Origin of the sequence: Vibrio sp. 10N.286.48.F5 (genome assembly GCF_041469785.1) — a bacterium.
In the GTDB taxonomy this organism is placed as follows: Bacteria; Pseudomonadota; Gammaproteobacteria; order Enterobacterales; family Vibrionaceae; genus Vibrio; species Vibrio crassostreae_C.
Genome location: NZ_JBFRLG010000012.1, coordinates 61,347 through 82,574 on the forward strand (window position 1 = coordinate 61,347; position 21,228 = coordinate 82,574).

The following is a 21,228-nucleotide window of genomic DNA, read 5'->3' on the forward strand; positions in this document are numbered from 1 at the left end:
TGATGTGGCCGTATCCATGCTATATAATGATCGTTATGAATGGACTTTTCTGAACAAATTAATGTTTACAAATCTAACATCACGGATGCAAGAGTGGCTGGTAGGCATTGGACTTCTTTTTTTCTGCGAATAAGCTAAACTCTCATATGTAACCAATTGCATTTGAGGTGTTTATGAAGTCGTTTGTCAATATTAAGGTCGTTTTATGTTCGTTTTTATTTTTTGCAACCTCAGCGATTGCTTCTATTAGTGCTGATGATGTCACGTTTTCAGGCCGAGTCGATGGAGATATACGAGCAATTTATTCTGACAAAAGTCTAACGAATGTGGATGGCATGCAAAACACGAAAGCTGTAAGAGGCATGACTCAGAGCAGTTATGTAACATTACTAAACAATGAAGTAGATGATGTAATTGTTCGCGAGGTTGACATGTAGTCAAGCGAACATAGCATATTAGATTCTAACTTTTTACCATATGCTTTAATACTCAATCGCTTAATTACATAGTATATAGATTGTACTGATAATTTAAGTGGGAAAATAATGAGGTATATTGGTTCAATAATATCGAATACGAATGTCAAAACTGTAGAGTTGTGTTTTGAAAGATTGAAGCAAGCAGGAGTTTATCCATCTTTCGATGGATTGGTACTCCTGTTAATGTGCGCGGAAAGAGACCGCTTAGCAACACTGAGAGCTAATTGAGCATGGGTTTGAACAGGTTTGACAGCCTGTAAGCAAGTTCAAGAACTCGGGTTGAGTAAATAGCTGGCTTGTTTTTATGTGCATTAAAGCTTTAGAATAATAGTGTTTACCAATTTTGATTGCACCGTTGGTTGATTTTTTCTCGTACGAAACAACAGAAAATCCCATTTTTTCGAGTACTTCTGCTGAGCTCTTTATAGCAACTGTTGTGTAGTAGTCGGTAATGTTAGCGTGTTTTGCTAGAAACCTGAATTCTCTATTTAATTGTAGACGAAAAGGTCGCTCGTACAGCGAATGCTGGCTCACCGCAAAATAAGCTAATTTTCGGCTTTTATTATAAGGAACGGTTTTTCTTAAATCTATTTCATTAATCGACTTTTGAGAAAGTGTTTCAATTTCGGAGATCATACCTTCAGTCGTGAATATAGTGCCTATGTTATGTCCTAATAGCTCCCCTGTGACGCTGTCGACATATTTATAGGCAATGAAATGTTTTTCATTGCAATAGTTTAAAAAATCGATTTTATAGAGTCCATGCTTAATATTCTCATCAGAGGTTTTCTCATGAAAAACAAGTACAGAATTTACAATCTCACTATCATTAGAATTTCCAATCGGATATTCACAAACAGGATTGTGTTCGATCATCGATGTTGACTGATAATTTGCTCTGGCGATCAAATTATTTAAACTACGGTATTTCTCTTCCATCAGAGAGTCGAATTGATCAACTCTATTTTTAGAACTAGGGTCTTGATGTAGTAAATGACTAACTTTAGATAGATAAGGCTCAAGATCGTTGGTAAATTCTCGCAAAACACGAATACTACGGCTAAGAGTTGGTTTAGTTTTTCCTCTTTCCCATCGACTAAGTGTAACTGTGTCAATGTTCGATAGATCTCCTCCGAGTAAGTTGAGCTTTGTAGCTGCTTGACTTTGTGTTAGTTCATTCGCGATTCGATATTTTTTTAAGTATTCGCCAAACACAGTAGTTTTCTCCAATCTTTTGCATAAGGCGAAGTATTATTATGTGTAGAAACTTAAGATGGTAGGCATCTTAATTTAAAGGCTGTTTGGCTATGCCTAATGATTTTTGATTGAGTATTGGTTATCCCACTGGGTTGTTTTTATGAGGGTTATTATTTCGGGTTGAGAAAGAAGTGTCGCTGTATCAATTTCGTATAAGCAATGTTCGAATGAGCGGTTGCCTAATTTAAAACCTCCTTTTTCTGACTCAATATCAAATGCTATTTTCTTAAATCCAAGTTGCTCTAAAATTTGTCCGATTTCAGACCATGCACTAAAGAAATAATAACGTTGAACATTTGAATAGTGAATTAGGTTTATAAATTGAGAAACTAACATACATCGAAATATCTGGAAATTAGAAGAGTAACGATTATAATTACAAACCGATAACTTAGTCGAATTTTTATAACTGACAGATTTTGTCAGGTCGATATCAATGATTTTTGAATGAGTAACTTTGTCAAAATAGTCACTTTCGAATATAAAACTAATTGAGTGACCTACCAACTGCCCGCTTTCTGTTATAAATCTTTTTAAAATAGCTCGTTTGTTTTGTTGGTAGTCATATAGATTAATGTCGAAAAAACCCTTCGGTGTATGGATGGCTGTTTCGTAAAAGATTTTAAGGCTAGATAGTATCTTGTCATCATCTTTCAAAAGAAGTGGCATCTCAGTAATTAAAGTTGATTGTGGCTCTTGTGGCTCTTCATAACTTAATGATGAAAGCTTCGTTACCCTGTTATTAAAACGAAGTTGTTCAATCTCGTCTAGTAGCTTTGTTTCGTTTGGATTCGGTATTAATTCATAAAAGTCACTCAGGTCAACCTGTAAACAACGCAAGATTCTTAGGCATTTTGCAAGTGTTGGTTTGGTTTTTCCTCGTTCCCAACGACTGAGAGTTACCACGTCTACAGAGCGAAACTCTTCATTTGCAAGGTTTAACTTAACAGCAAGCTCACTCTGAGTAAGACCTAGTGAGACTCTCAATTCCTTTAAATAGTCACCAAACATACATTATCCCTAAGCGTAATTTGATCTAATTGAAGTATAGTCATCTATGATAGTTTATGGCGTTTTTAATAACCTATCTAAAAGTAACAGACTCGAGATTACCGTTTTGAAACGGCATTGTGTATTTGTACAGGAGTTCGTTTAACTACTTATGCAGTTTGTCTTCACGGTTAAGAAGTAGGCATGTAAAGCTACATATGATTTGTTCATGCTAATCCTTGCTAGTTATTGATCTGTAGTATGGATTAATCACAAAAAGAGGTTTGTTTATGAATACGAATATGTTGTCTGAAAATTTACAAGCCGAAGCACTTATTGACGATGTTAATCAGGGATTGTTTTATCCTGTTTTTCAACCGATAACTAATGGCAATGGAACTGTCGGTGCTGAGGTTTTGTTACGTTGGGAAAAAGGGCACGATGTTGAATCGTCAATTCGCTGTCTGTTAGACTCTAAGAAGATTGCATGGTTTACTCAAATATTCTTGTTAAGAGTGTCCGAGGAATTATTGTCTCAGAAGAAAATGATTGATTTTCTGACTATTAATATCTCCCCTGATCACGTTTTAAGTTTCACTTTTCTACGTGATATTTCCCCAATTTGGCAAGCATGTAATAAGTTGGGTATAACCTTATGGATTGAGCTTACTGAGAATGAACAATACCCGGTTGGCATTGACGAGAAAAGGATGATGTCCCAGTTTGGAGTATGTCGTGGTCTTGGAATTAAAATCGCGATAGACGACTATGGCAGTGGTTATAACACTGGTGAAGCACTGATTAGGGTTGTTAAACCGAACATAGTGAAAATAGATCGGTCGTTAATGAGAAACCGGAGTGATAATTCGACCTTTTGGGAGCGTCTTAGATTTTTAGCTCGGAAGTATCAGATTGAATTGTTATCTGAAGGTATAGAAAACCATGAAGATTTACGTTTTGCACAATCGCAGGGCATAGATTATTTTCAGGGCTATCACTTAGGCAAACCTGGCTCATTGAGTCAATTGTCGAAACAAGGTGCAGCATATTGCTGATCTACTTAAAAATAGCGTGAATAAATTCGGGTTACTTTTAGTGTGTAAAGCATCATCGTTAGTTTCAAGAGTTTTAGGTTTGCCGGAACATAATGCCATTCTATTAGTTTAATCATGCCTACTTAGTATCAAGTGTTTAATGCCTGCCAGTTTATCTATTTATAACCATTTGTTAGCATTGGGACAAACAACAAAACATTGGAATCGTTATGTCGCAGTCACCTTTGGATCAAAAGGCTTTGGAGCAAGAGCTTTCAGGTCAACAGCCCTCCTTATCTCAAATTAATGTGTTTCCGGCTAAATCAGTAGGTGGGATTGCACTCTCTTCTGCTTGGGTCGAAAAACAGGGCCTTACCTTCGACAGACGTTTTATGTTGGCCTTGGCTGACGGCTCAATGGTGACGGCGCGTAAGTACCCTAAAATGGTCAAGGTGTCTTCTAGCTTGCAGCCAGACGGTTTGATTTTTACTTACGAAGGCAAAGAACCGCTGCGCCTAAAATATGCAAACTTCAAGATGCAAGAAGCGCCTGCAACAGTGTGGAAAGATAGCTTCACTGCGTATACCACCAACGACGAGGCGGATGATTGGTTTAGCGATGTGCTTGGTGTTCGCGTAGAACTTCTGTTCTGTGGTGAGCAATCTAATCGTGTTCGAGAAAAGCTTGGTCAGAATGTCAGTTTCGCCGATGGTTACCCGATGTTAATCATCAGCCAAGCTTCGCTTGATGAGTTGAATCGCCGTAGTCCTGAAACGCATTCCATGGATCAGTTCCGCACCAATTTTGTCGTCTCAAACACTGAAGCGTTTGCTGAAGATGGTTGGAAGCGCATTCGAATTGGTGAGGTTGAATTCGAAGCGGTGAAGCCTTGTGAGCGCTGTATCCTAACGACAGTCGATGTTGAGAGCGGCGAATTCAGAGCAACAAAAGAGCCACTCAATACCTTTTCTACGTTCAGAGCCAATGAACGTGGTGGCGTTTTCTTTGGTCAGAACCTTGTGGCGAAAAATGAAGGTCTGGTGAAAGCGGGTGACGTTGTTGAGGTACTTGAAACCAAAGAGAAAGAACACTACGAAGACTCTTGGGTCGAGTCACTGCACTTAACTTGCGTCGAGCGTGAAGAGATCGCTCGCGACTTCACAACCTTTTGGCTAGAGCCAGCGAAAGAGAACAATTTATTACCAAGCTATCAGCCGGGGCAGCATCTACCGATTGAAATGGTGATTAATGGCGAGAAAGTGTCTCGTCGTTACACGTTATCTTCTAGCCCTTCACGCGCAGGTCGTTTGGCGATTTCCGTGAAGCGAGTGGACGATGGTCAAATCTCAAACTGGCTCAATGATCACTTCCAAGTCGGTGACACGCTAGTTGCTCAGAATCCAGATGGCGCATTCTACTTAGAAGATAACCCAACACATCCATTACTGCTGTTATCAGCGGGAAGCGGCATCACCCCTATGTTGTCGATGCTTCGTTACTTAGCCGACCATGGTCAGATTGATGATGTGGTGTTCTATCACCAATGCAGCAGTGAAGAAGATATCCCTTATCAAGCTGAGATTGATAAGATCGCTCGCGAACATGCTGGTCTAAGTGTGATTTATTCACTAAGCCAACCAACGAAAGAGTGGGATGGTTTGTCAGGTCGTTTGAGTGTGTCTCATGTCGCCAAAATTGAGGACCTTCATAAGCGCCAAGCATTCGTGTGTGGCCCTGACGGCTTTATGGATAATGCCAAGAAATTGCTGATTCAAATGGGGCTGAATCCTCAGCATTATCATCAAGAAGCGTTTGGTGTTGCTCAATCAACGGAAGAAGCGGTGAAGCAACTGCAGTTGAGCGTTAACGGCTACCTGTTCGAAGGCAACAACCAATCAACACTACTAGAGCAAGCTGAGTCGGCAGGTGTGTCTATCGCATCAAGCTGTCGCGCGGGTTTCTGTGGTGCTTGTAAAGTGACCCTTGAGTCTGGGCAAGTTCATCAACCTGATGTACCGGCGTTGCAAGAGCATGAACGCAACATGGGGCAAATACTGGCGTGTTGCAGTGTGCCTCAAACTGATATCGAAGTTGTAGACTAACTCGGTAGGTCGGAAGGCCAGAAAGAAAAGCACATTGAATAGAAAAGGCCGGAAGTTCACTGAAATGAACTTCCGGCCTTTTTGATTCTAAGATTAATTCAAACAATTAATCGTAGATCGTTGGGATCGGTTGACGCTTGTGCTGTGTTGCTTTGTAGATGCCTACTAAGCGGTCTGACACGTCTTGAGGGACTTCTTTACCTTCAAGGAAATCATCGATTTGGTCGTAAGAAAGGTTCAATGCTGCTTCGTCGGCTTTCTGTGGATCAAGCTCTTCTAGGTCGGCAGTAGGCACTTTCTTAACCAATAGCTCTGGCGCACCTAGCGTTGCTGCAAGTTCACGAACTTGACGCTTGTTCAGGCCAAACAAAGGCGCTAAATCACATGCACCGTCACCGTGTTTGGTGTAGAAGCCAGTGATGTTTTCTGCTGAGTGGTCAGTACCAATCACAAGACCACCAACGTAACCCGCAATTTCGTATTGCGCGATCATGCGAGCGCGAGCTTTCACATTACCTTTAACAAAGTCGATTTTTGCTGAGTCTGTTGGTAGTAAACCTGTACCTTCAAGTGCAACGTGAGATGCTGCGTGAAGCCCATCAACACCCGCTTTGATGTTTACAGAAACAGATTGAGAAGGCTGGATGAAAGAGAGAGCAAGTTGTGCTTCATCTTCATCTTTTTGTTCGCCGTAAGGTAGGCGAACCGCAATGAATTGGTAGTCGTTGCTGCCAGAGTTTTCATTCAGGCTATCCACGGCCATCTGTGCCAAGCGGCCACAGGTCGTTGAGTCTACACCGCCACTGATACCAAGGATCAGAGACTTGCAGCCTGACTGCTGAAGTTTCGTTTTAATAAAGTCCACACGACGAGTCACTTCGAAGTGAGGGTCAATTGAAGGTAGTACGCGCATTTCGTCACGAATTAACTGTTCCATTCGTATTCCTTTCCTGCAAGCAAATTAAAAATCTAGTGTTATCATACCTAAATCATCCGATTTAAAAACCTCTTTGCACAAGCTTAGAAAGAGAAGGCAGTAATAAACAATGGAAAAAATAGCCATTTTCGGTAGTGCGTTTAATCCACCGAGCCTAGGGCATAAAAGTGTGATTGATTCGTTGGCTCACTTTGACAAAATTCTACTCGTTCCAAGTATTGCCCATGCTTGGGGAAAAGAGATGCTAGACTTTGATACGAGATGTCAGTTAGTTAATGCATTTATCAGTGATCTTTCACTGGATCAAGTTGAGCTTTCGTTGATCGAAAAGAGCTTATTTACACCCGGCGAAAGCGTGACGACTTTTGCTGTACTCAGTGAACTGCAAAAGTTACATCGTGACGCTGAACTGACGTTTGTTATTGGCCCAGATAACTTCTTTAAGTTCTCATCTTTCTATAAATCAGATGAGATTACCGAGCAGTGGTCTGTAATGGCTTGCCCTGAAAAAGTGAAAATTCGCAGCACAGACATACGTAATGCACTGATAAGTGGAAGCGATGTTGCAAAACTGAGTACAAAGTCAGTTACAAAGATGTTGCAAGATAGTGGACTGTATCAGATAATGTGAGTTCACTAATCAAGAGGTCAGAGGACTATGCTAAAGAGCGCGATACCAGCGACGTTGATCATGGCAGCATGTAGTATGCCTGCGTATGCTGAGTGTGATTTTTTTAGCTTAGATTCAATCATGCTGACTTCTGATGAAGATGACAATTGTCTAGATTTCTCGACCAGCATTGAGTCTTTTGGCCAACGTATGATGGAAATCAGTGGGCTGAGCGATGATGAACCGGAAAGCACACCGGACTATTGGTCTGACTGGGTTCTTCAAACCAAAGACTCGCCATTGCTGACACAAAGCATTGAGTCAAACTATGTTGGCTTGGGTATGTGGTTTCCAGAAGACCTTGAAGATGAGCAGTATGATATGTCGACTGAAGAGTGGTTGATGAATCATGGTCTTCAACTCAGCATCGGTTTTGGCGAGAAAGTCGAAGGGCAGCCGCGTATGCGCTTTGATTATCGTTGGCACGACTCACGTGACGCCGACCTAATGATGCAGGTTGAGTTGCCATTTTAGACAGGCAGATACACAGATAGATTGCTATCTACGTCTAAATAGTAAGAATTAAAAAAGCCGCAAAAACTCAGTTTTTGCGGCTTTTTAGTATCTGGCTTGCGAGTTTTAATACCAGCACTCACTTTCCGGCAAGCTATAAATCTTCACCAAAAACAAGCATACACAGTTGCTCGAACTCTTCTTCTTTACCTGAGAACAGATCATCAATCACAAGTGAACGTTTTTGACCTGACTGCATGCGCTTCTTCGCTTCTCGCATCACCATCACCAGAGTGTGCTCTTGTGGCAGGTTTGAATCATCAATGTTCCATTGATTGAATCGCTGAGAAAGAGCACTTTCGCAAAGCAGGGGTTTAAACGACAACACTTCTTGCTTCAATACAGAAAGCATATCTTTAAACGCTTGTTCCGTATTATTGGCATTAGAAGCGCGAGCTTTGGTTTGTTCTAGCTTTTCTAGTAGTGCCGAAGAGAGGTTCGTTTGCGTGATGTAACCCGCTTGTCTTGGGAATGAATCCGTCAAACGAACAGAAAAATCGACACGGTTAACCTGAGTGTTTGGAAAGTAGGTCAGTGACGTTAGGCAGTCGTATGGAATCCAGACGCTTTGTCCTGGTTCAACGGCATACTCTTGTTTGCCTAACTTAATCAAAACCAAGCCACTTTGAACCGATACAAGGCTATGTTTAAGTACTTTCTTGCGTGGTGTGATCACCAAGTGTGAAAAGTAAGCCGATGTATATTCAATAGCGAAGTTCATAGATAGTACCTTAATTTTGGGGCGTCAAGATTACCGTTAATCTTAAAGAATGCCAACAATAACAGGGGATTTTCAATGTTTCTGGTCTGACCTTGTCAAAAGTATGGGCTCTGTAGCTGCGAGAAGTCAAAACAACGCGTAGAATGAGCCAGCTTTTTATTATATGAATTAAAAAATGACCTCTCCAACCGATCCATATGTTGATATTCGCCCTTACGGCGATGATGAAATTCCAGCGGCACTAAACCGTCTTATTAATGATGAAGAATTTATCAGTGCAATCTTGCACTACCGTTTTTCAAACCATGCGTCTTGGTTCAAAGCATTAATGAGCCCGATTTTGCGTGTGTACTTAAAAATGAAATGGAGCAAGCTGACTAGCGTTGAATCCATTCAGATTGAAGTGAAAAAGTACTTACGCGACACGTTAGCGAAAACCACTAGCGGTGTGACGTACACTGGTATCGAGTCACTGGATGCGAACCAAGCTTATCTGTTTGTATCAAACCATCGTGACATTGCTATGGATCCTGCGTTGGTAAATTACGCTCTGCATCAAAATAATCATCAGACTTGTCGTATCGCTATCGGAGACAACCTGTTGAAAAAGCCATGTGCGACTGAATTGATGCGTTTAAATAAGAGCTTCATCGTAAAGCGTTCTTTGAAAGGACCGCGTGAGATGATGAAAGCGCTAGGGCAGTTGTCTTCTTACATTAAGCACTCTCTAGAAACGGGCAACTCAATCTGGATCGCTCAAAAGGAAGGTCGTGCGAAAGACGGTAACGATTTTACTGAGCCAGCAATTTTGAAAATGTTCCACGTTGAAGGACGTAAGCAAAAAATTGCTTTCCCTGAATACGTGAAGTCATTGAAGATTGTTCCTGTGGCTATTTCTTACGAGAACGACCCATGTGACACGGCTAAAGCGATAGAGCTTTTCGAAAAAGACGTAAACGGCAGTTACGAAAAGGGTGAGTTTGAAGATATCGAAAGTATCATTCAAGGCATCATCGGTAATAAAGGACGCGTTCACGTTGGCTTCGGTCAGGTTATCGACCAAGATTTTGATACCCCTGAAGCGCTTGCTGAAGAGATCGATCGTCAGATCCACGATAACTACAAACTGTTCCCAGTAAACTTGCTGGCAGCAGAAAAAGAAGATGAGTCGATTACAGCGGCCGTTAAACAAGAGTTTGAAGCTAAACTGTCGAGCCTGCCACAAGGTGCGCGTCAGTACTTGATCGATAGCTACGCCAACCCAGTGAAGAACATTGGTTAACGAGCGTTAGTTAGCTTGCTAGTTGATTAGCAACTTGATTGAATTGAAAAAGGAGCCTTGGGCTCCTTTTTTGTTTCTGAATCACCATTTGTTGCTGCGATCGAGCATTAACGTATTAGAGCATTAGAGCATTAGAGCATTAGAGCATTAGAGCATTAGCCTGAATTAGCGAGCGACTGCACCACCGAGATCTAGATTGGTTGGCCATTTGGTTACGGTGTTGCCGCCCAGATAGATGTTGCCTTTGACTGTCATGGTCTCGGGGAATGTTGTAATCCCAGAACCGCCTATATAAAGGTCGCCGTCAATCACGATCCCGTTGGGTAACTCGGTTAAAGGAGTGCGGATCACGCTCAGATCGCCTTTTACTCTAAAGCCATTCGGTAGCCTTTCCAGTGGAGTGTCGGTGAGGTTGATAAAGCCGCCCACTCTTACACCTCTTGGCCAGCTGGTGATTTGGCTGCCAATCAAGTCGACGTAACCTTTTATCTTAACCCCGCTCGGGACTCGAGCGAGTTGGCTGTTAGAGCCTTTAAGGCTGCCGTTCACTTCTAACCCTTTGGGTAGGCGTGTGATCGCAGTATTCTCTATATTGAGATTACCATCTACCACCAAGCCAGTTGGAAGTGATGTATAAGGCTTATTTCGTAGATATAAGTTTCCGTAATTATCGAGATGGTTCAATATTTGATAGTGATCGAGTGGTTCAGCACTGACATTTGTTATGGTTAAGGAACCAATAATAAGTGCAATTATTCTGAGCATAACAGGCTTCTTATTACGATAGACGCTTACACTATAATGGAAAAATTAATCTCGCATAGTGTTTTACCCATTTGGCGGTAGATTAACGAGGAATGGAGCAAAGATGATAGGTAAATCAATGATTAGAGTAAATATACGAATTATTAAGGTCTTTCTGATAGCCGCTTCATTGTTTGGCTCAATGTCTGCGAGTGCCAATAAAGTAATTTCAACGCCCGGTAAAGCTGCGGTAGTGGTGACACAAGGCAGTCAACAGCAACGAGTTTGTTATTACGATGACAAGGCTTATAGCATTGGGGCTGTGTTAGAGGTGGGGGGCGTAGTGATTCAGTGCGCTGCAGAAAACGATTTTGAGCAAAATGGGTCACTGGCTTGGGTTCAATTAAAAAAAGACGAGTAATTCACTCGTCTTTTAATAAGCATATAAATGCTTATATTAACGCGCTAGAGAGCGAGTCTTAAGTTCAAAAATAATCTTCTCAGCGCTAACTTCAAATTTAAAGCGAGCGTGCAACTCTGTGCTTTCTTCAGTCATCTCTGATGCTTCGAACTCAACGTTACTAGACACTTGTTTAGCAAGTTCAACATACTTAGCAAACTCAGCTTCAATCAGTGCTTTTGAGTTTCCGTAAACCGTTACTTCAGCAACATCGTCGCCTTCTTTAATGATGAACCCGATTTCGCCTGCACAGCCGCAAGCCTCACATACATCGTTGTTACCAATATCTTGGCTCATAAATAATCCTCTTACAAAGTCTGAGGTTATTCTAACGAGCAATTTGAACTGTATCTACAAAAATTAAAACCTTTGAACTAATTTATACTGGTATGCTATGTTGTTTGTTAAGGTGTTTGATGAATATCTATATTCGCGCCGCCAAATATGTATGTGATTTACCTCACGTTTTGTTGAAAAGGAATGTTATTAATATGTCAGAATATCATTCACTTAGTTGCGCCAGAAATGATTTTATAAGACTATCTATCGCTTGATAGGTATTTATACAATGAATTTTTCGTTGGGTATTTCATATTCTAAGTAGTTATTTAAACTTATCGACTTAGGATTGTAAGGTGATTTTCGAAGAATAATTAGACAAAGTGTCCAAAGAGGCATCACTGTAAAATTGTTCGTACATAGTATTTGTGTGAATTTAGTTATAAATACTTGCGAAAAAATACCTTGCTCACATAATGCTGATAACGATTTTCATTCTGACTTCATTTGATTGAGTTAGATGGATTTACAAAGAGAAGAGCCTGAATATGCCAAAGCGTAGTAAAGAAGATACAGAAATCACGATCCAGAAAATCATGGATGCCGTTGTAGACCAGCTACTAAGATTGGGTTACGACAAGATGTCATACACGACGTTGAGTCAACAAACGGGTGTTTCTCGTACAGGTATAAGTCATCACTTTCCAAAGAAAACGGATTTTACTGCTGCTCTAGACGGTCGTATTTTCAAGATGTTCGTGGAACATATTGACTTCGAAAATGGCCTTGACGCATTTTCAGCTAGCTGGGTTGCAGCACTTGAAGACGCTGAGTTCCTAGCAATCTTACGTTTACTTTTTCATCATATCGTTACTGCTGAGAGCGCACATGAGTTCGCTGCAAACGGTATTGATCGTCTATACAAGCTGACTGAAACTCAGTTTGGCGATACTAGCGGTAAAGAACTAGAGTGGTTGATTGGTAAATCATTGATTCGTATGAGCCAATAATCAGCACTCAATAAAAGAAGCTCCTGCGGGGGCTTTTTTTGTGCCTGCCGTTTCACTTCTTGTGCGTTTTTCTCTTCAGTGTTAAAAGCTAAGTAACCCTAACAAGTAGAGTTCATTTCTAGAGCCTCAAATGCTCAAGGTGAGTCGTTTTGGTGCTTGCTGTTGTGGTTATTAATAAAATTGAGTTTAAGCCGAGAGAGTGGCTGTGAGCCAATAAAAAGCCCCGAACAAATCGAGGCTTAGGATTACGTCATTGTTATCAAGAACGAATACTCAAAACGAGTCGCTCCTTAATCGGACTTATTGTGCGGGGTGAACCTGAGGGAAGCTCATGGTTGGGTGTTTTTCTACGATACTTTTGTAACCATACACATCTTCTATCATCGAAGGTTTCAGTGCATCCCAAGGCTTGCCATCACACACCAAATTGCCATCTTTCAATACCACCAATCGATCGGAATACTGCGCGGCTAAGTTGAGATCATGCAAAACCACGATAACCGCGGCATTGTGGTTATCGGCTAATTCTCTCGCAATCTTTAAGGTGTTGTGCTGGTGGGCAAGATCCAGTGCAGAGGTTGGTTCATCAAGCATCAAAATACATTGGTCACCAGAGTGGTGAAGCTGAGTTAACACTCGAGCCAAGTGCACTCGCTGCTTTTCACCGCCTGATAGCGAAGGATAAAGTCTTTCACTCAGGTGAGTCACATCAGCAACATCCATTTTTTGGCTAGCAATGCTGGTCAGCTTCTTGTTGGATTCTTGCAGAGGAATCCCACCAAGCTCGACAACTTCATGTGCCAAGAATGGGAAGGTCAAGGTGCTGTGTTGAGGAAGCATAGCAAGGTGCTTAGCTAACTTGTGAGAAGGCCACTTGTCTTTGCTGTGTCCAAAATACTGGATATCGCCGTTGCTTGATATCTCTTGGCACAAAGCTTTAAGCAGCGTGCTTTTACCTGCGCCATTTGGCCCAAGCAGTGTGGTTACCTTTCCCGCTTCAATCTCAATAGAAACGCCATCTAATATCACTTTACTGCCGAACTTCACTTCGATATCGGTCGCTTTTAAAGCTGAAGGAAACATTAAAGGATTCTCCCTTTCTGTTGAAATAGTAGATATAAGAAGAATGGGGCGCCGATAATCGCAGTGACAATACCAACAGGAAGTTCAGCCGGAGCAAGTACCACACGTGAGAACATGTCTGCGGCGGTTAGCAGCAGTGCGCCTAGTACCGCTGATAGTGGCAACAGAACTCGGTGGTCAGGGCCTGCCAACATGCGACCTAAATGTGGGATAACCAATCCAATAAAACCAATCATGCCAGACAGGCTAACTGTGATACCAACGCCCGCAGCCGTCAGTAGAATCAGCTTTCGTTTCAGCTTTTGAACTGGGATACCAAGGTGTTGCGCTTCTGACTCGCCCAGTAATAGAGCATTTAGAGACATCGCTTGGCGGTAGAAAACAACAAACAAGCCAACGAGCGTGACAGCTGCCAGCAAAATTCCTGACCACTTAGCGCCCGCCAATGAACCCATCGACCACAATGAAAGATCGCGCAGCATTTGGTCATCAGCAATGAAATTCAAGAAGCCAATACCTGCGCCAGAGAGCGCACTGATCGCCACACCCGCCAACAACATGATGGTGACAGAGGTGCCGAATTTACCTGTACCCAGCTTATACACCAGCAGCGTGGTTAAAGCGCCGCCAAGAAAAGCGAACACAGGAACCGCAGCAAAGTTCATGAAAGCAGGGTATTGAAGCGATAGCTCAGAGAACAAAACGATAGCCAGTGCAGCACCTAATGCTGCGCCCGCAGACACACCTATGATGCCAGGTTCTGCAAGTGGGTTTCGAAACAAACCCTGCATCACTGCACCACACAAGGCGAGGATCGCACCAATCAGCATGCACAAGATGGTTCTAGGTAAGCGGATCTCTTGAATCACTAAGTTGATGTGAGGTGCTAAGTCATTGTTTGGTTTAATTAAGCTTGTGGCGCTGTCCGCTAAGCTAATGTTCATTGGCCCAACAGTGATCGAGTACAGCGCGACAAAAGCTAGGGTTGCACCTAGAGCTAACATCGACGTTTTCAGTGGGACGGAGCGTAACAACATAAAGGGCCTCAATATCTATCGCTAACTTCGACCTCCTTCAACAACAGCGTCAGTCAGTTGGTGAGGGAAGCGAATTAGCGATAGCAGAAATAGGGTGGTTGAGTTATAGCGGGTAGATAAGTGCGTTTAGACGCTTTGCTTCAGAGAGGCTTTCTAGGCCAAGCCCGCCAACCAAAGCACTGCCATTTACGGTAATGATTTGCTTGTTCATACCTGCAGGCGTTGCCGCTAGCATAGGCAGTGATTTCAGGATGGCATCTGCGCCGCCCATTTTTTGATAACTACGGCCGCTTACTAAAATGACATCAGGTTGCATCTCAACGAGTGATTCCATTGAAAGTGGCTTGTAAGACGTTAAGCTCTGAGCGGCAGGGTTGATACCGCCAGCTAACTCGATGATTGCGTTTGGTGATGTTTCACCGCCAGCAACGTTGGCAGGGCGACCTTCATGCAGCAACAGGAATAGAACTTTCTTCGCTTCGTTGCTTGGTACTTGGTTCGCTTTCAGTGCTGCGATCTTTTGATTCACATCGGTTTTCACTTGCTGCGAGTGGTCTTCGGTATGGGTGATCTTTGCGATTTGGTCGATACGCTTTAATAGCCCTTCCACGTTTGCTTCAGTGTTAACAATCTCTACATCGACGCCTGCCGATTTTAATTGAGAGATAGCGTTGTCTGGTCCCATTTCATCCGAGCCAATCAATGTGGTTGGTTCTAGGGCAAGTAAGCCTTCCGCAGACAGGTTTCGGTGATAACCAATCTTTGGCAGGTTTTCTCCTTGAGGGAAGTGGCTGGTCACATCAATCGCGACTAACTGCTCTTCGGCACCTAATGCCAAAACCAATTCAGTAACGGCACTGCCAGCACTGATGATTCGAGGTTGTTCAGCGTCGTTGGCCATTGCGGGTGCGCTAAGTGCCAGGCTGATTGCAGCTAATGAAAGAAGAGGTGTCTTGGTCTTTAATTTATTGAGCACGTTTAAGTTGTTCATAATAAGTTCTTTATATTTTCTTTTTGTATCGCGAAGATACTCAGTGAGCAGTCCGTTCGCATTGTGAGTTCGAATCGATAGAGAGGCTTAGTCTGCTTGTTTAGTTTTATCAACCAGAAGCCAAACCTCGTGAAAATTGAGTGTCGCTCTAGCCATCGTCCGTGAGCAATTGAGTCGCTGGTATTCCGTTTTCTTGAAGGAATGAAAGCAACTTCACTAGGTTCTCCACGTTAGCGGCTTTATCTGCGCCAATGATGATCGGTTTTTTATCCGTTGAACCAGTCTCTTCTAACAGCGCAATCTTGAAATTTTCCCAGTCGATGTATTCTTGGCCGTTAATTGCCCAGTAGGGTTCGCGGTCTAAAATATTGACGCTAATCGAATCCTTGTGGACTTCAGAAACGTTTTTGACATCCGAGCTTGGCAGCTCAACTTCCAGTGACTCCAGCTTTACTGATGCCGTAAGCAATAGAAAAACCATCACGATAAAAATGATGTCGAGCAGCGGTGTTAAGTCTGGCGCTAGGCTCTGTGTGTGAGATGAGTGGGGCGTTTTAATCATGCTTGACTCACATCACCGATAGAGGTTTTGTTGATAGGCTTACCTTGAGTATCATCAGACTGATTGGTTTGAATCGACATGCCTTCTAGCCACACATTCACATAGTTCAATGTATGCTCCAATTGAGCCAGCACTCGATCTGCCCATAGCCCTAGTAGCTGAGCACCAGAAATAGCAGGAAGCGCAATCATCAAACCTGCTGCTGTGGTTCGCATTGCTAATCCAAGACCGTCTGCCAAATCATTAGGCGTGATGCTGCCTGTTGTCGCGGCAACGCCTTTAAACATCTCAATAAGACCAAGTACCGTACCAAGCAAGCCGATGAGTGGGCTGATCACGCCGATCAAACCAAGCAGTCTTAAACCTGCATGAAGCTGGTGGCGTTTTTCTTGTAGCCAGATCCCAGCGGCATCTTCACGTAACCCTTTTGAGAAAGAGTGGTGAGCAAGCAACATTGACACGCCCTTGTACAAGAGCGGGCGTTTACCTGAAATCGACTGAGCAAGCGCTTCAATCTCTTTGCTGTTGGTTGGTGAGGTTTGGTTTAACTCGCGACGAATGGCACGTTTGCCCACACCAATGCTGAGCATGACTTGGAAGACACGTTCAGCGATGATCATTGCTGTTAATGCTGAGCAGATAAGAAGAGGCCAAGTCATTAAGCCAAGTTGATCTTGTAAGTAACTGATTTGTTGCATGATTAATCCAACCTAAAACGAACAGGTATTTGTACTCGGTGAGCAATCGCTCGACCATTGACAGTGTGAGGTGAGAATTTCCATTGTTTAATGGCATCTAATGCGGCGTTATCGAGCATTAGCGCGCCTGATGAATTTACTAATGCTTGTTTAATTTGTTTGCCTTCAGCGTCTAGCCAGATCTCATACGTTGCGACACCCTCAACGCCACGGCGTCTTGCTTGGCGAGGGTAATTCGGTGGGGTAGGACGCGCAGAGAACGAAGGTTTAGTGACCAAAACCGGCTCTTGGTTTGATACGCCTTGATTTACTTCCTGAGGCTGGTTGGCAGACTCGTCCATATTCTTATCGACTTTCTTGTCGGCCAGTTTCTCTGGTTGAGTGGCTGGTTTTGGGCGTTCTTTCTTAACTACCTTTTTCTCAGTTACTGGTTTCTTTTGAACCGGCTTCTTCTCGACAACCTTTTGCTCAATCACTTTTTTCTCAACTTTCTTTGGTTGAGGTTTATTGGTGATCGCTTTTTTCTTTGGGGTTGGCTTAGCTTGCTTTGGCTCAATGGCCTTGGGTTCGACAGGTTTAGGTTCAGCTTGTGAGACCGTTTCTTGGATTGGTTCTGGTTCAACCGGCTCCGTGATGGTTTTTTGTTGAGCTGGAGAAGGCGCGCTCTTGGGAGTGAAGTTGATCGATACCGTGTTCGATTGGCTACCTGCAGGCATCGCGAATACTTTGGATTCTTGAGCAACAAATAATAGCGCCGCATGAATCACTAACGATGCACCGCCTGCAATAACATATCTAGGAACGTTCACACTCAATCCTTTACCAAATCCAAAATCTGTATCGGATTATTGCTTAGAATCTAAATAAGATCAATTATCAATTGCATTATCATTTGCGTCTATTTATGATTATTTCAGTTTTAGCGAATAGTCTTCCAGACTTTGCTATGTAAGTGTTTAGAGAGATTATATGAGTCTTAATATCTATAAGTATGGCGAATCAATCTTGGGTGTTTCTAGCCCTGATCCGCTTCGTTTTGCGTTTGCTAAAAAGCATTCTGCCCATGCCGGAGGAAGTTCAATTCCGGTCGACCCGAGTAAGAAGTTAGAACTCTTTGACGAACTGATGCTGAGTGAAGGGAAAAAACAGGATAAGCGTTGCTTGTATATCCACATTCCTTTTTGTCGCGTGCGTTGTACGTTCTGCAATTTCTTCCAAAATGCCGCCAGCCGTAAATTAGTGGATGAGTATTTCGATGCACTGATGGTCGAGCTAAAGCAGAAAGCCAAAACACCTTGGGCTCAGTCTGGACTATTTCACGCTGTCTATATTGGTGGTGGAACACCCACCGATTTGTCACCTCAACAAGTTGAGCAGCTTGGTAAAGCCATTCGTCAATATTTCCCACTAGCAAACGATGTGGAAATGACCTTGGAAGGACGCATCAATCGCTTTGGCGACGAGATGTTTGATCGTGCGCTTGAAGGTGGCTTCAATCGTTTCTCATTCGGTATTCAAAGTTTCAATACTCAAGTTCGACGCAGTGCTAAGCGCTTGGATGACCGAGAAGTGGTGTTGGAACGTATCAGTTCATTGAGCCGCACTGAACAAGCTCCGATCGTTCTTGATTTGTTATACGGATTACCGCACCAGTCTATGGAAGTGTTCCAACAAGATTTAGAAGACTACATGTCTACTGGCGCACACGGCATTGACCTCTACCAACTGATCGTTTCGGGCAATGCTCCTATGCTGAATCTCGTTGAGAAAGGAAAAATCCCACCACCGGCCAATACGCCAGATAAAGCGAGTATGTATTTGGCGGGTGTTGAGTTCATGGCAAAAAATAAAGTGAAGCAACTAAGCGTGAATCACTGGACTCGTGATAATCGAGAACGCAGCATTTACAACAGCTTAGCGAAAACTTATGCCGAAGTTCTACCCATTGGTTGTGGCGCTGGTGGCAACATCGGCGGTCATGGTGTGATGCAGCATCGAACTTTAGACAGCTACATGGAGTCTATAAAGCAAGGTCAATTACCTATTGCCATGATGACTAAGCAAAGCTCATTAGAGCCTATCTTCTCAACATTAAAGGCAGGTTTCGATTCTGGTGTTGTTAGAAGAAGTACGCTACCGAGATTTATGGGGCAAGATACGTTCGACTACCTCAAGCCTTTGTTCGCGCATTGGGAAAAGAACGGTTTAGTTGAGCTTTCGGAAGATTATCTGAGCCTGACTATTGCTGGCAGCTTTTGGGCGGTAAGCCTAGCGCAGAGTGTGATTCAAGTGCTTAACGCTGAATACCAAGCTATGCACCCAGCGCCTAAAGCGTCAGGTTCGGGCGTACACCCGCATGCAAGTTTGAAGCACGCTTAATATCGAATTTTTAGTTTATAACTTACTCGTTTATACGGAACATATTCAATGACAGATACAACATTAGAAATGACAGAAACTCTAGAACAACGCGTAGCTCTAATTTTAGAAGAAGAGCCAAAACTACTGCCAACAGCAATTGCTGAGAAGCTAGGTGTTTCAGAGGTTGAAGTGGTTGCTGCTTTTCCAAACGACATGGCGGTAATGCTAGATGGCAGCCGTGCTCAAGAGATTCTAGAAGGTTTAGTGGGTTGGGGCCCTGTGACCACTATCGTGCATTCATTTGGTTCTATCTTTGAAGTTAAAGCGCCATTCCCGAAAGGTAAGGTAGCGCGTGGTTACTACAACCTAATGGGCAAAGAGGGCGAGCTTCATGGTCACCTTAAACTTGATAACGTTAAACATATCGGTTTGGTGAGCAAGGCGTTCATGGGTCGTGAAAGTCATTACTTCGGCTTCTTCAGTGAAACCGGTGAGAACATTTTTAAGATTTACCTAGGCCGCAACGAAAAGCGTGAGCTTATTGCCGACCAAGTAGAACGCTTCAAAGCGCTAAAAGAACAAGCTTAAGTTCAATTTACAGTAAATAATCAGCAGCAATCTTACATAGGGTTGCCAACTGGCTTAAACAAGACATCAATGCTCGAGGATCGTTTAGTTCGCTAATGATCGCTCAACCTTGGGCAAAAATAATAAATCAGAGAAAGTGAAGAAAGGAATTACCCATGGAACAGCAAGTAAAACAAGAACGTCTACAAGGTCGCCTAGGTCCAGAAATTAAAGAGTTTCGCCAAGAGTGCCGTACCCTTCAACTTGCAACGGTTGATGAAGAAGGTCGCCCGAACGTAAGTTACGCACCTTTCGTTCAGAACCAAGAAGGTTACTTTGTTCTAATTTCTGATATTGCTCGTCATGCTCGCAACTTGAAAGCGAACCCTCAGGTCTCTTTGATGATGATTGAAGACGAAGAGAGCTCGAAGCAACTTTACGCACGTAAACGTTTAACGTTTGATGCTCAAGCAAGTGTTGTGGAGCGTGAAACGGAACTTTGGACTCAAGTGATTGGCCAGATGCAAGAGCGTTTTGGTGAAATCATTGATGGTTTGAGCCAACTTCAAGACTTCTCTCTGTTTAACCTTAAAGCTGAGAACGGCCTGTTCGTTAAAGGCTTTGGTCAGGCATACCAAGTGTCAGGCGACGATCTGGTGGATTTCGTTCACCTACAAGAAGGTCACAAAAAAGTATCTAACGAGTAATCTCGTTTAATCGATTTCTTTAGGAGCCCTCCAATGTGAGGGCTTTTTTATGTCTAAATCAAAGAGTTTGGTATATTGGCGTTTGATGACTATTTATATGTAAGGATCGGTACGTGAAACCAGTAAGTCGAGATTGGGACGAGTTCTGTTACCCGTTTATTTATGAAGACAGTCCTATCTGTGATTTTGAGATTTTGTCGGATGAACTTTGTTGCCGAGTTGGATTGGTGTTGTCTTTAGAGCTAGAGCCTCAGGTTCGTGAGATCCTGCAACGCTTGCAGCCAAACATCTACCATTTGAATGGCTCTGTGCGCGGTAAGCTTGCCATCACCGAGTCTGAATTGGTCGAGCTCAAGCAAGATTATCATCGTATCCGTGAGCAGTTAGAAGGGGGGGTTAAAGGCTTTGTCTTACCCGGTGGACACCGAGTGTCTAGTGAACTTCACTTGTGTCGTTGTCAGGCTAAGAAAGTTGTGCGAGCTTTGGTGAGTATTGAACATCATGAAAGCAAAAAGTCGCCAGACCCGATTCTTTTTAAATACGCCAACCTAGTCGCGAACACTCTCTATGCATTGGCCTCTTTTACCAATCATGTGAATGAAGTCGAGGAAGTGGAATTTGTGAGTAAGAGCTACTCTATGCCGAAAAAGTCTATGCCAGAAAACAAAGACTAACGGTTAGCTCTATTCTTATTAAGATTTGAAGAAAGAAGAGACTAAGAAGCTAAACCATTGAGCACTATGC

At 42.9% G+C, this 21,228-nt stretch carries 24 protein-coding genes; 12 read left to right on the forward strand and 12 right to left on the reverse strand.

Translation table 11 applies throughout. The features are described from left to right. Positions 1-173: 173 nt before the first annotated feature. Positions 174-437 (forward strand): hypothetical protein, encoded by a 264-nt coding sequence (locus AB4185_RS09195; protein WP_017062773.1) that lies wholly within the window; start codon positions 174-176, stop codon positions 435-437. A gap of 246 nt (positions 438-683) precedes the next feature. Here the strand turns inward: AB4185_RS09195 and AB4185_RS09200 are convergent, their stop codons facing one another. After that, positions 684-1,694, reverse strand: coding sequence for a helix-turn-helix domain-containing protein (locus AB4185_RS09200; protein ID WP_372099858.1), 1,011 nt, complete (start codon positions 1,692-1,694; stop codon positions 684-686). 96 nt (positions 1,695-1,790) lie between these two features. After that, positions 1,791-2,747: a helix-turn-helix domain-containing protein gene (locus tag AB4185_RS09205; RefSeq protein WP_372135365.1), complete on the reverse strand. Its 957-nt coding sequence runs from the start codon at positions 2,745-2,747 to the stop codon at positions 1,791-1,793. 269 nt (positions 2,748-3,016) lie between these two features. Here AB4185_RS09205 and AB4185_RS09210 point away from each other — a divergent pair, with 269 nt between their 5' ends. Next, on the forward strand, positions 3,017-3,781 hold the full coding sequence (locus AB4185_RS09210; RefSeq protein WP_017062770.1) for an EAL domain-containing protein: 765 nt from the start codon (positions 3,017-3,019) through the stop codon (positions 3,779-3,781). Between the two features lie 209 nt (positions 3,782-3,990). Continuing rightward, positions 3,991-5,862, forward strand: a complete 1,872-nt coding sequence (locus tag AB4185_RS09215; protein WP_372135366.1) for an MOSC N-terminal beta barrel domain-containing protein — start codon at positions 3,991-3,993, stop codon at positions 5,860-5,862. A gap of 106 nt (positions 5,863-5,968) precedes the next feature. Here the strand turns inward: AB4185_RS09215 and nadE are convergent, their stop codons facing one another. Next, the gene (gene nadE, locus AB4185_RS09220; protein ID WP_017062768.1) at positions 5,969-6,799 is read right to left on the reverse strand and encodes an ammonia-dependent NAD(+) synthetase; all 831 of its coding nucleotides are present in this window, start codon (positions 6,797-6,799) and stop codon (positions 5,969-5,971) included. Between the two features lie 109 nt (positions 6,800-6,908). On the opposite strand from nadE, the gene AB4185_RS09225 reads away from it, so the two are divergent. Both AB4185_RS09225 and AB4185_RS09230 read left to right on the forward strand, forming a co-directional pair. After that, positions 6,909-7,430, forward strand: a complete 522-nt coding sequence (locus AB4185_RS09225; RefSeq protein ID WP_017064305.1) for a nicotinate-nicotinamide nucleotide adenylyltransferase — start codon at positions 6,909-6,911, stop codon at positions 7,428-7,430. A gap of 27 nt (positions 7,431-7,457) precedes the next feature. Beyond that, positions 7,458-7,943, forward strand: coding sequence for a hypothetical protein (locus AB4185_RS09230; protein ID WP_017064306.1), 486 nt, complete (start codon positions 7,458-7,460; stop codon positions 7,941-7,943). A gap of 133 nt (positions 7,944-8,076) precedes the next feature. Here AB4185_RS09230 and AB4185_RS09235 read toward each other — a convergent pair whose 3' ends face one another. Beyond that, complete coding sequence (locus AB4185_RS09235; protein WP_017064307.1) at positions 8,077-8,703, reverse strand: hypothetical protein; 627 nt, start codon at positions 8,701-8,703, stop codon at positions 8,077-8,079. A 175-nt stretch (positions 8,704-8,878) separates the two neighbouring features. On the opposite strand from AB4185_RS09235, the gene AB4185_RS09240 reads away from it, so the two are divergent. Continuing rightward, positions 8,879-9,985: a 1-acyl-sn-glycerol-3-phosphate acyltransferase gene (locus AB4185_RS09240; RefSeq protein WP_137001459.1), complete on the forward strand. Its 1,107-nt coding sequence runs from the start codon at positions 8,879-8,881 to the stop codon at positions 9,983-9,985. A gap of 165 nt (positions 9,986-10,150) precedes the next feature. On the opposite strand, the gene AB4185_RS09245 is transcribed toward AB4185_RS09240, so the two are convergent. Continuing rightward, on the reverse strand, positions 10,151-10,750 hold the full coding sequence (locus AB4185_RS09245; RefSeq protein ID WP_017062763.1) for a hypothetical protein: 600 nt from the start codon (positions 10,748-10,750) through the stop codon (positions 10,151-10,153). 103 nt (positions 10,751-10,853) lie between these two features. On the opposite strand from AB4185_RS09245, the gene AB4185_RS09250 reads away from it, so the two are divergent. After that, the gene (locus tag AB4185_RS09250; protein WP_102332681.1) at positions 10,854-11,150 is read left to right on the forward strand and encodes a YnjH family protein; all 297 of its coding nucleotides are present in this window, start codon (positions 10,854-10,856) and stop codon (positions 11,148-11,150) included. Between the two features lie 36 nt (positions 11,151-11,186). Here AB4185_RS09250 and AB4185_RS09255 read toward each other — a convergent pair whose 3' ends face one another. Beyond that, a complete protein-coding gene (locus AB4185_RS09255) occupies positions 11,187-11,486 on the reverse strand; it encodes a YfcZ/YiiS family protein (protein ID WP_017062761.1) in 300 nt (99 codons plus the stop codon). A 530-nt stretch (positions 11,487-12,016) separates the two neighbouring features. Here AB4185_RS09255 and AB4185_RS09260 point away from each other — a divergent pair. After that, on the forward strand, positions 12,017-12,478 hold the full coding sequence (locus tag AB4185_RS09260; protein WP_017062760.1) for a TetR/AcrR family transcriptional regulator: 462 nt from the start codon (positions 12,017-12,019) through the stop codon (positions 12,476-12,478). A 300-nt stretch (positions 12,479-12,778) separates the two neighbouring features. Here the strand turns inward: AB4185_RS09260 and AB4185_RS09265 are convergent, their stop codons facing one another. The 6 genes from AB4185_RS09265 to AB4185_RS09290 all read right to left on the reverse strand — a co-directional run bounded on the left by AB4185_RS09265 (position 12,779) and on the right by AB4185_RS09290 (position 17,658). After that, on the reverse strand, positions 12,779-13,561 hold the full coding sequence (locus tag AB4185_RS09265; protein WP_050620596.1) for a heme ABC transporter ATP-binding protein: 783 nt from the start codon (positions 13,559-13,561) through the stop codon (positions 12,779-12,781). Then, complete coding sequence (locus AB4185_RS09270) at positions 13,561-14,598, reverse strand: iron ABC transporter permease (RefSeq protein ID WP_017064312.1); 1,038 nt, start codon at positions 14,596-14,598, stop codon at positions 13,561-13,563. The genes AB4185_RS09265 and AB4185_RS09270 overlap by 1 nt, the downstream gene beginning before the upstream one ends. 103 nt (positions 14,599-14,701) lie before the next feature. Continuing rightward, entirely contained in the window at positions 14,702-15,589 is an 888-nt protein-coding gene (locus tag AB4185_RS09275; protein WP_017062757.1) for a hemin ABC transporter substrate-binding protein, read from the reverse strand. 148 nt (positions 15,590-15,737) lie between these two features. Further along, positions 15,738-16,151: a biopolymer transporter ExbD gene (locus AB4185_RS09280; protein WP_017062756.1), complete on the reverse strand. Its 414-nt coding sequence runs from the start codon at positions 16,149-16,151 to the stop codon at positions 15,738-15,740. Then, positions 16,148-16,849 carry a MotA/TolQ/ExbB proton channel family protein gene (locus AB4185_RS09285; RefSeq protein WP_065583702.1) on the reverse strand — a complete coding sequence of 234 codons (702 nt, stop codon included), beginning with the start codon at positions 16,847-16,849 and terminating at the stop codon, positions 16,148-16,150. The genes AB4185_RS09280 and AB4185_RS09285 overlap by 4 nt, the downstream gene beginning before the upstream one ends. 2 nt (positions 16,850-16,851) lie before the next feature. Next, entirely contained in the window at positions 16,852-17,658 is an 807-nt protein-coding gene (locus tag AB4185_RS09290; RefSeq protein ID WP_372135367.1) for a TonB family protein, read from the reverse strand. A 160-nt stretch (positions 17,659-17,818) separates the two neighbouring features. On the opposite strand from AB4185_RS09290, the gene hutW reads away from it, so the two are divergent. The 4 genes from hutW (at position 17,819) to AB4185_RS09310 (ending at position 21,158) form a co-directional block, all read left to right on the forward strand. Continuing rightward, positions 17,819-19,228, forward strand: coding sequence for a heme anaerobic degradation radical SAM methyltransferase ChuW/HutW (hutW, locus tag AB4185_RS09295; RefSeq protein WP_372135368.1), 1,410 nt, complete (start codon positions 17,819-17,821; stop codon positions 19,226-19,228). 48 nt (positions 19,229-19,276) lie between these two features. Continuing rightward, positions 19,277-19,798 (forward strand): heme utilization cystosolic carrier protein HutX, encoded by a 522-nt coding sequence (gene hutX, locus AB4185_RS09300; RefSeq protein ID WP_016784265.1) that lies wholly within the window; start codon positions 19,277-19,279, stop codon positions 19,796-19,798. 155 nt (positions 19,799-19,953) lie between these two features. Then, the gene (gene hutZ, locus AB4185_RS09305) at positions 19,954-20,484 is read left to right on the forward strand and encodes a heme utilization protein HutZ (RefSeq protein ID WP_372135369.1); all 531 of its coding nucleotides are present in this window, start codon (positions 19,954-19,956) and stop codon (positions 20,482-20,484) included. A gap of 113 nt (positions 20,485-20,597) precedes the next feature. Continuing rightward, positions 20,598-21,158, forward strand: a complete 561-nt coding sequence (locus tag AB4185_RS09310; RefSeq protein ID WP_017062752.1) for an ATP:cob(I)alamin adenosyltransferase — start codon at positions 20,598-20,600, stop codon at positions 21,156-21,158. Positions 21,159-21,228 lie beyond the last annotated feature (70 nt).

Excerpts from the sequence above, each read along its gene's own strand:
- AB4185_RS09195 (WP_017062773.1), top strand. The coding sequence starts at position 174 with ATGAAGTCGTTTGTCAATATTAAGGTCGTTTTATGTTCGTTTTTATTT.
- AB4185_RS09280 (WP_017062756.1), bottom strand. The coding sequence starts at position 16,151 with ATGATTAAAACGCCCCACTCATCTCACACACAGAGCCTAGCGCCAGAC.
- AB4185_RS09240 (WP_137001459.1), top strand. The coding sequence starts at position 8,879 with ATGACCTCTCCAACCGATCCATATGTTGATATTCGCCCTTACGGCGAT.
- AB4185_RS09245 (WP_017062763.1), bottom strand. The coding sequence starts at position 10,750 with ATGCTCAGAATAATTGCACTTATTATTGGTTCCTTAACCATAACAAAT.
- AB4185_RS09215 (WP_372135366.1), top strand. The coding sequence starts at position 3,991 with ATGTCGCAGTCACCTTTGGATCAAAAGGCTTTGGAGCAAGAGCTTTCA.
- AB4185_RS09265 (WP_050620596.1), bottom strand. The coding sequence starts at position 13,561 with ATGTTTCCTTCAGCTTTAAAAGCGACCGATATCGAAGTGAAGTTCGGC.
- AB4185_RS09285 (WP_065583702.1), bottom strand. The coding sequence starts at position 16,849 with ATGCAACAAATCAGTTACTTACAAGATCAACTTGGCTTAATGACTTGG.
- AB4185_RS09250 (WP_102332681.1), top strand. The coding sequence starts at position 10,854 with ATGATAGGTAAATCAATGATTAGAGTAAATATACGAATTATTAAGGTC.
- nadE (WP_017062768.1), bottom strand. The coding sequence starts at position 6,799 with ATGGAACAGTTAATTCGTGACGAAATGCGCGTACTACCTTCAATTGAC.
- AB4185_RS09205 (WP_372135365.1), bottom strand. The coding sequence starts at position 2,747 with ATGTTTGGTGACTATTTAAAGGAATTGAGAGTCTCACTAGGTCTTACT.
- AB4185_RS09270 (WP_017064312.1), bottom strand. The coding sequence starts at position 14,598 with ATGTTGTTACGCTCCGTCCCACTGAAAACGTCGATGTTAGCTCTAGGT.
- hutW (WP_372135368.1), top strand. The coding sequence starts at position 17,819 with ATGAGTCTTAATATCTATAAGTATGGCGAATCAATCTTGGGTGTTTCT.
- AB4185_RS09235 (WP_017064307.1), bottom strand. The coding sequence starts at position 8,703 with ATGAACTTCGCTATTGAATATACATCGGCTTACTTTTCACACTTGGTG.
- AB4185_RS09225 (WP_017064305.1), top strand. The coding sequence starts at position 6,909 with ATGGAAAAAATAGCCATTTTCGGTAGTGCGTTTAATCCACCGAGCCTA.
- hutX (WP_016784265.1), top strand. The coding sequence starts at position 19,277 with ATGACAGATACAACATTAGAAATGACAGAAACTCTAGAACAACGCGTA.
- AB4185_RS09255 (WP_017062761.1), bottom strand. The coding sequence starts at position 11,486 with ATGAGCCAAGATATTGGTAACAACGATGTATGTGAGGCTTGCGGCTGT.
- AB4185_RS09275 (WP_017062757.1), bottom strand. The coding sequence starts at position 15,589 with ATGAACAACTTAAACGTGCTCAATAAATTAAAGACCAAGACACCTCTT.
- AB4185_RS09260 (WP_017062760.1), top strand. The coding sequence starts at position 12,017 with ATGCCAAAGCGTAGTAAAGAAGATACAGAAATCACGATCCAGAAAATC.
- AB4185_RS09230 (WP_017064306.1), top strand. The coding sequence starts at position 7,458 with ATGCTAAAGAGCGCGATACCAGCGACGTTGATCATGGCAGCATGTAGT.
- hutZ (WP_372135369.1), top strand. The coding sequence starts at position 19,954 with ATGGAACAGCAAGTAAAACAAGAACGTCTACAAGGTCGCCTAGGTCCA.
- AB4185_RS09210 (WP_017062770.1), top strand. The coding sequence starts at position 3,017 with ATGAATACGAATATGTTGTCTGAAAATTTACAAGCCGAAGCACTTATT.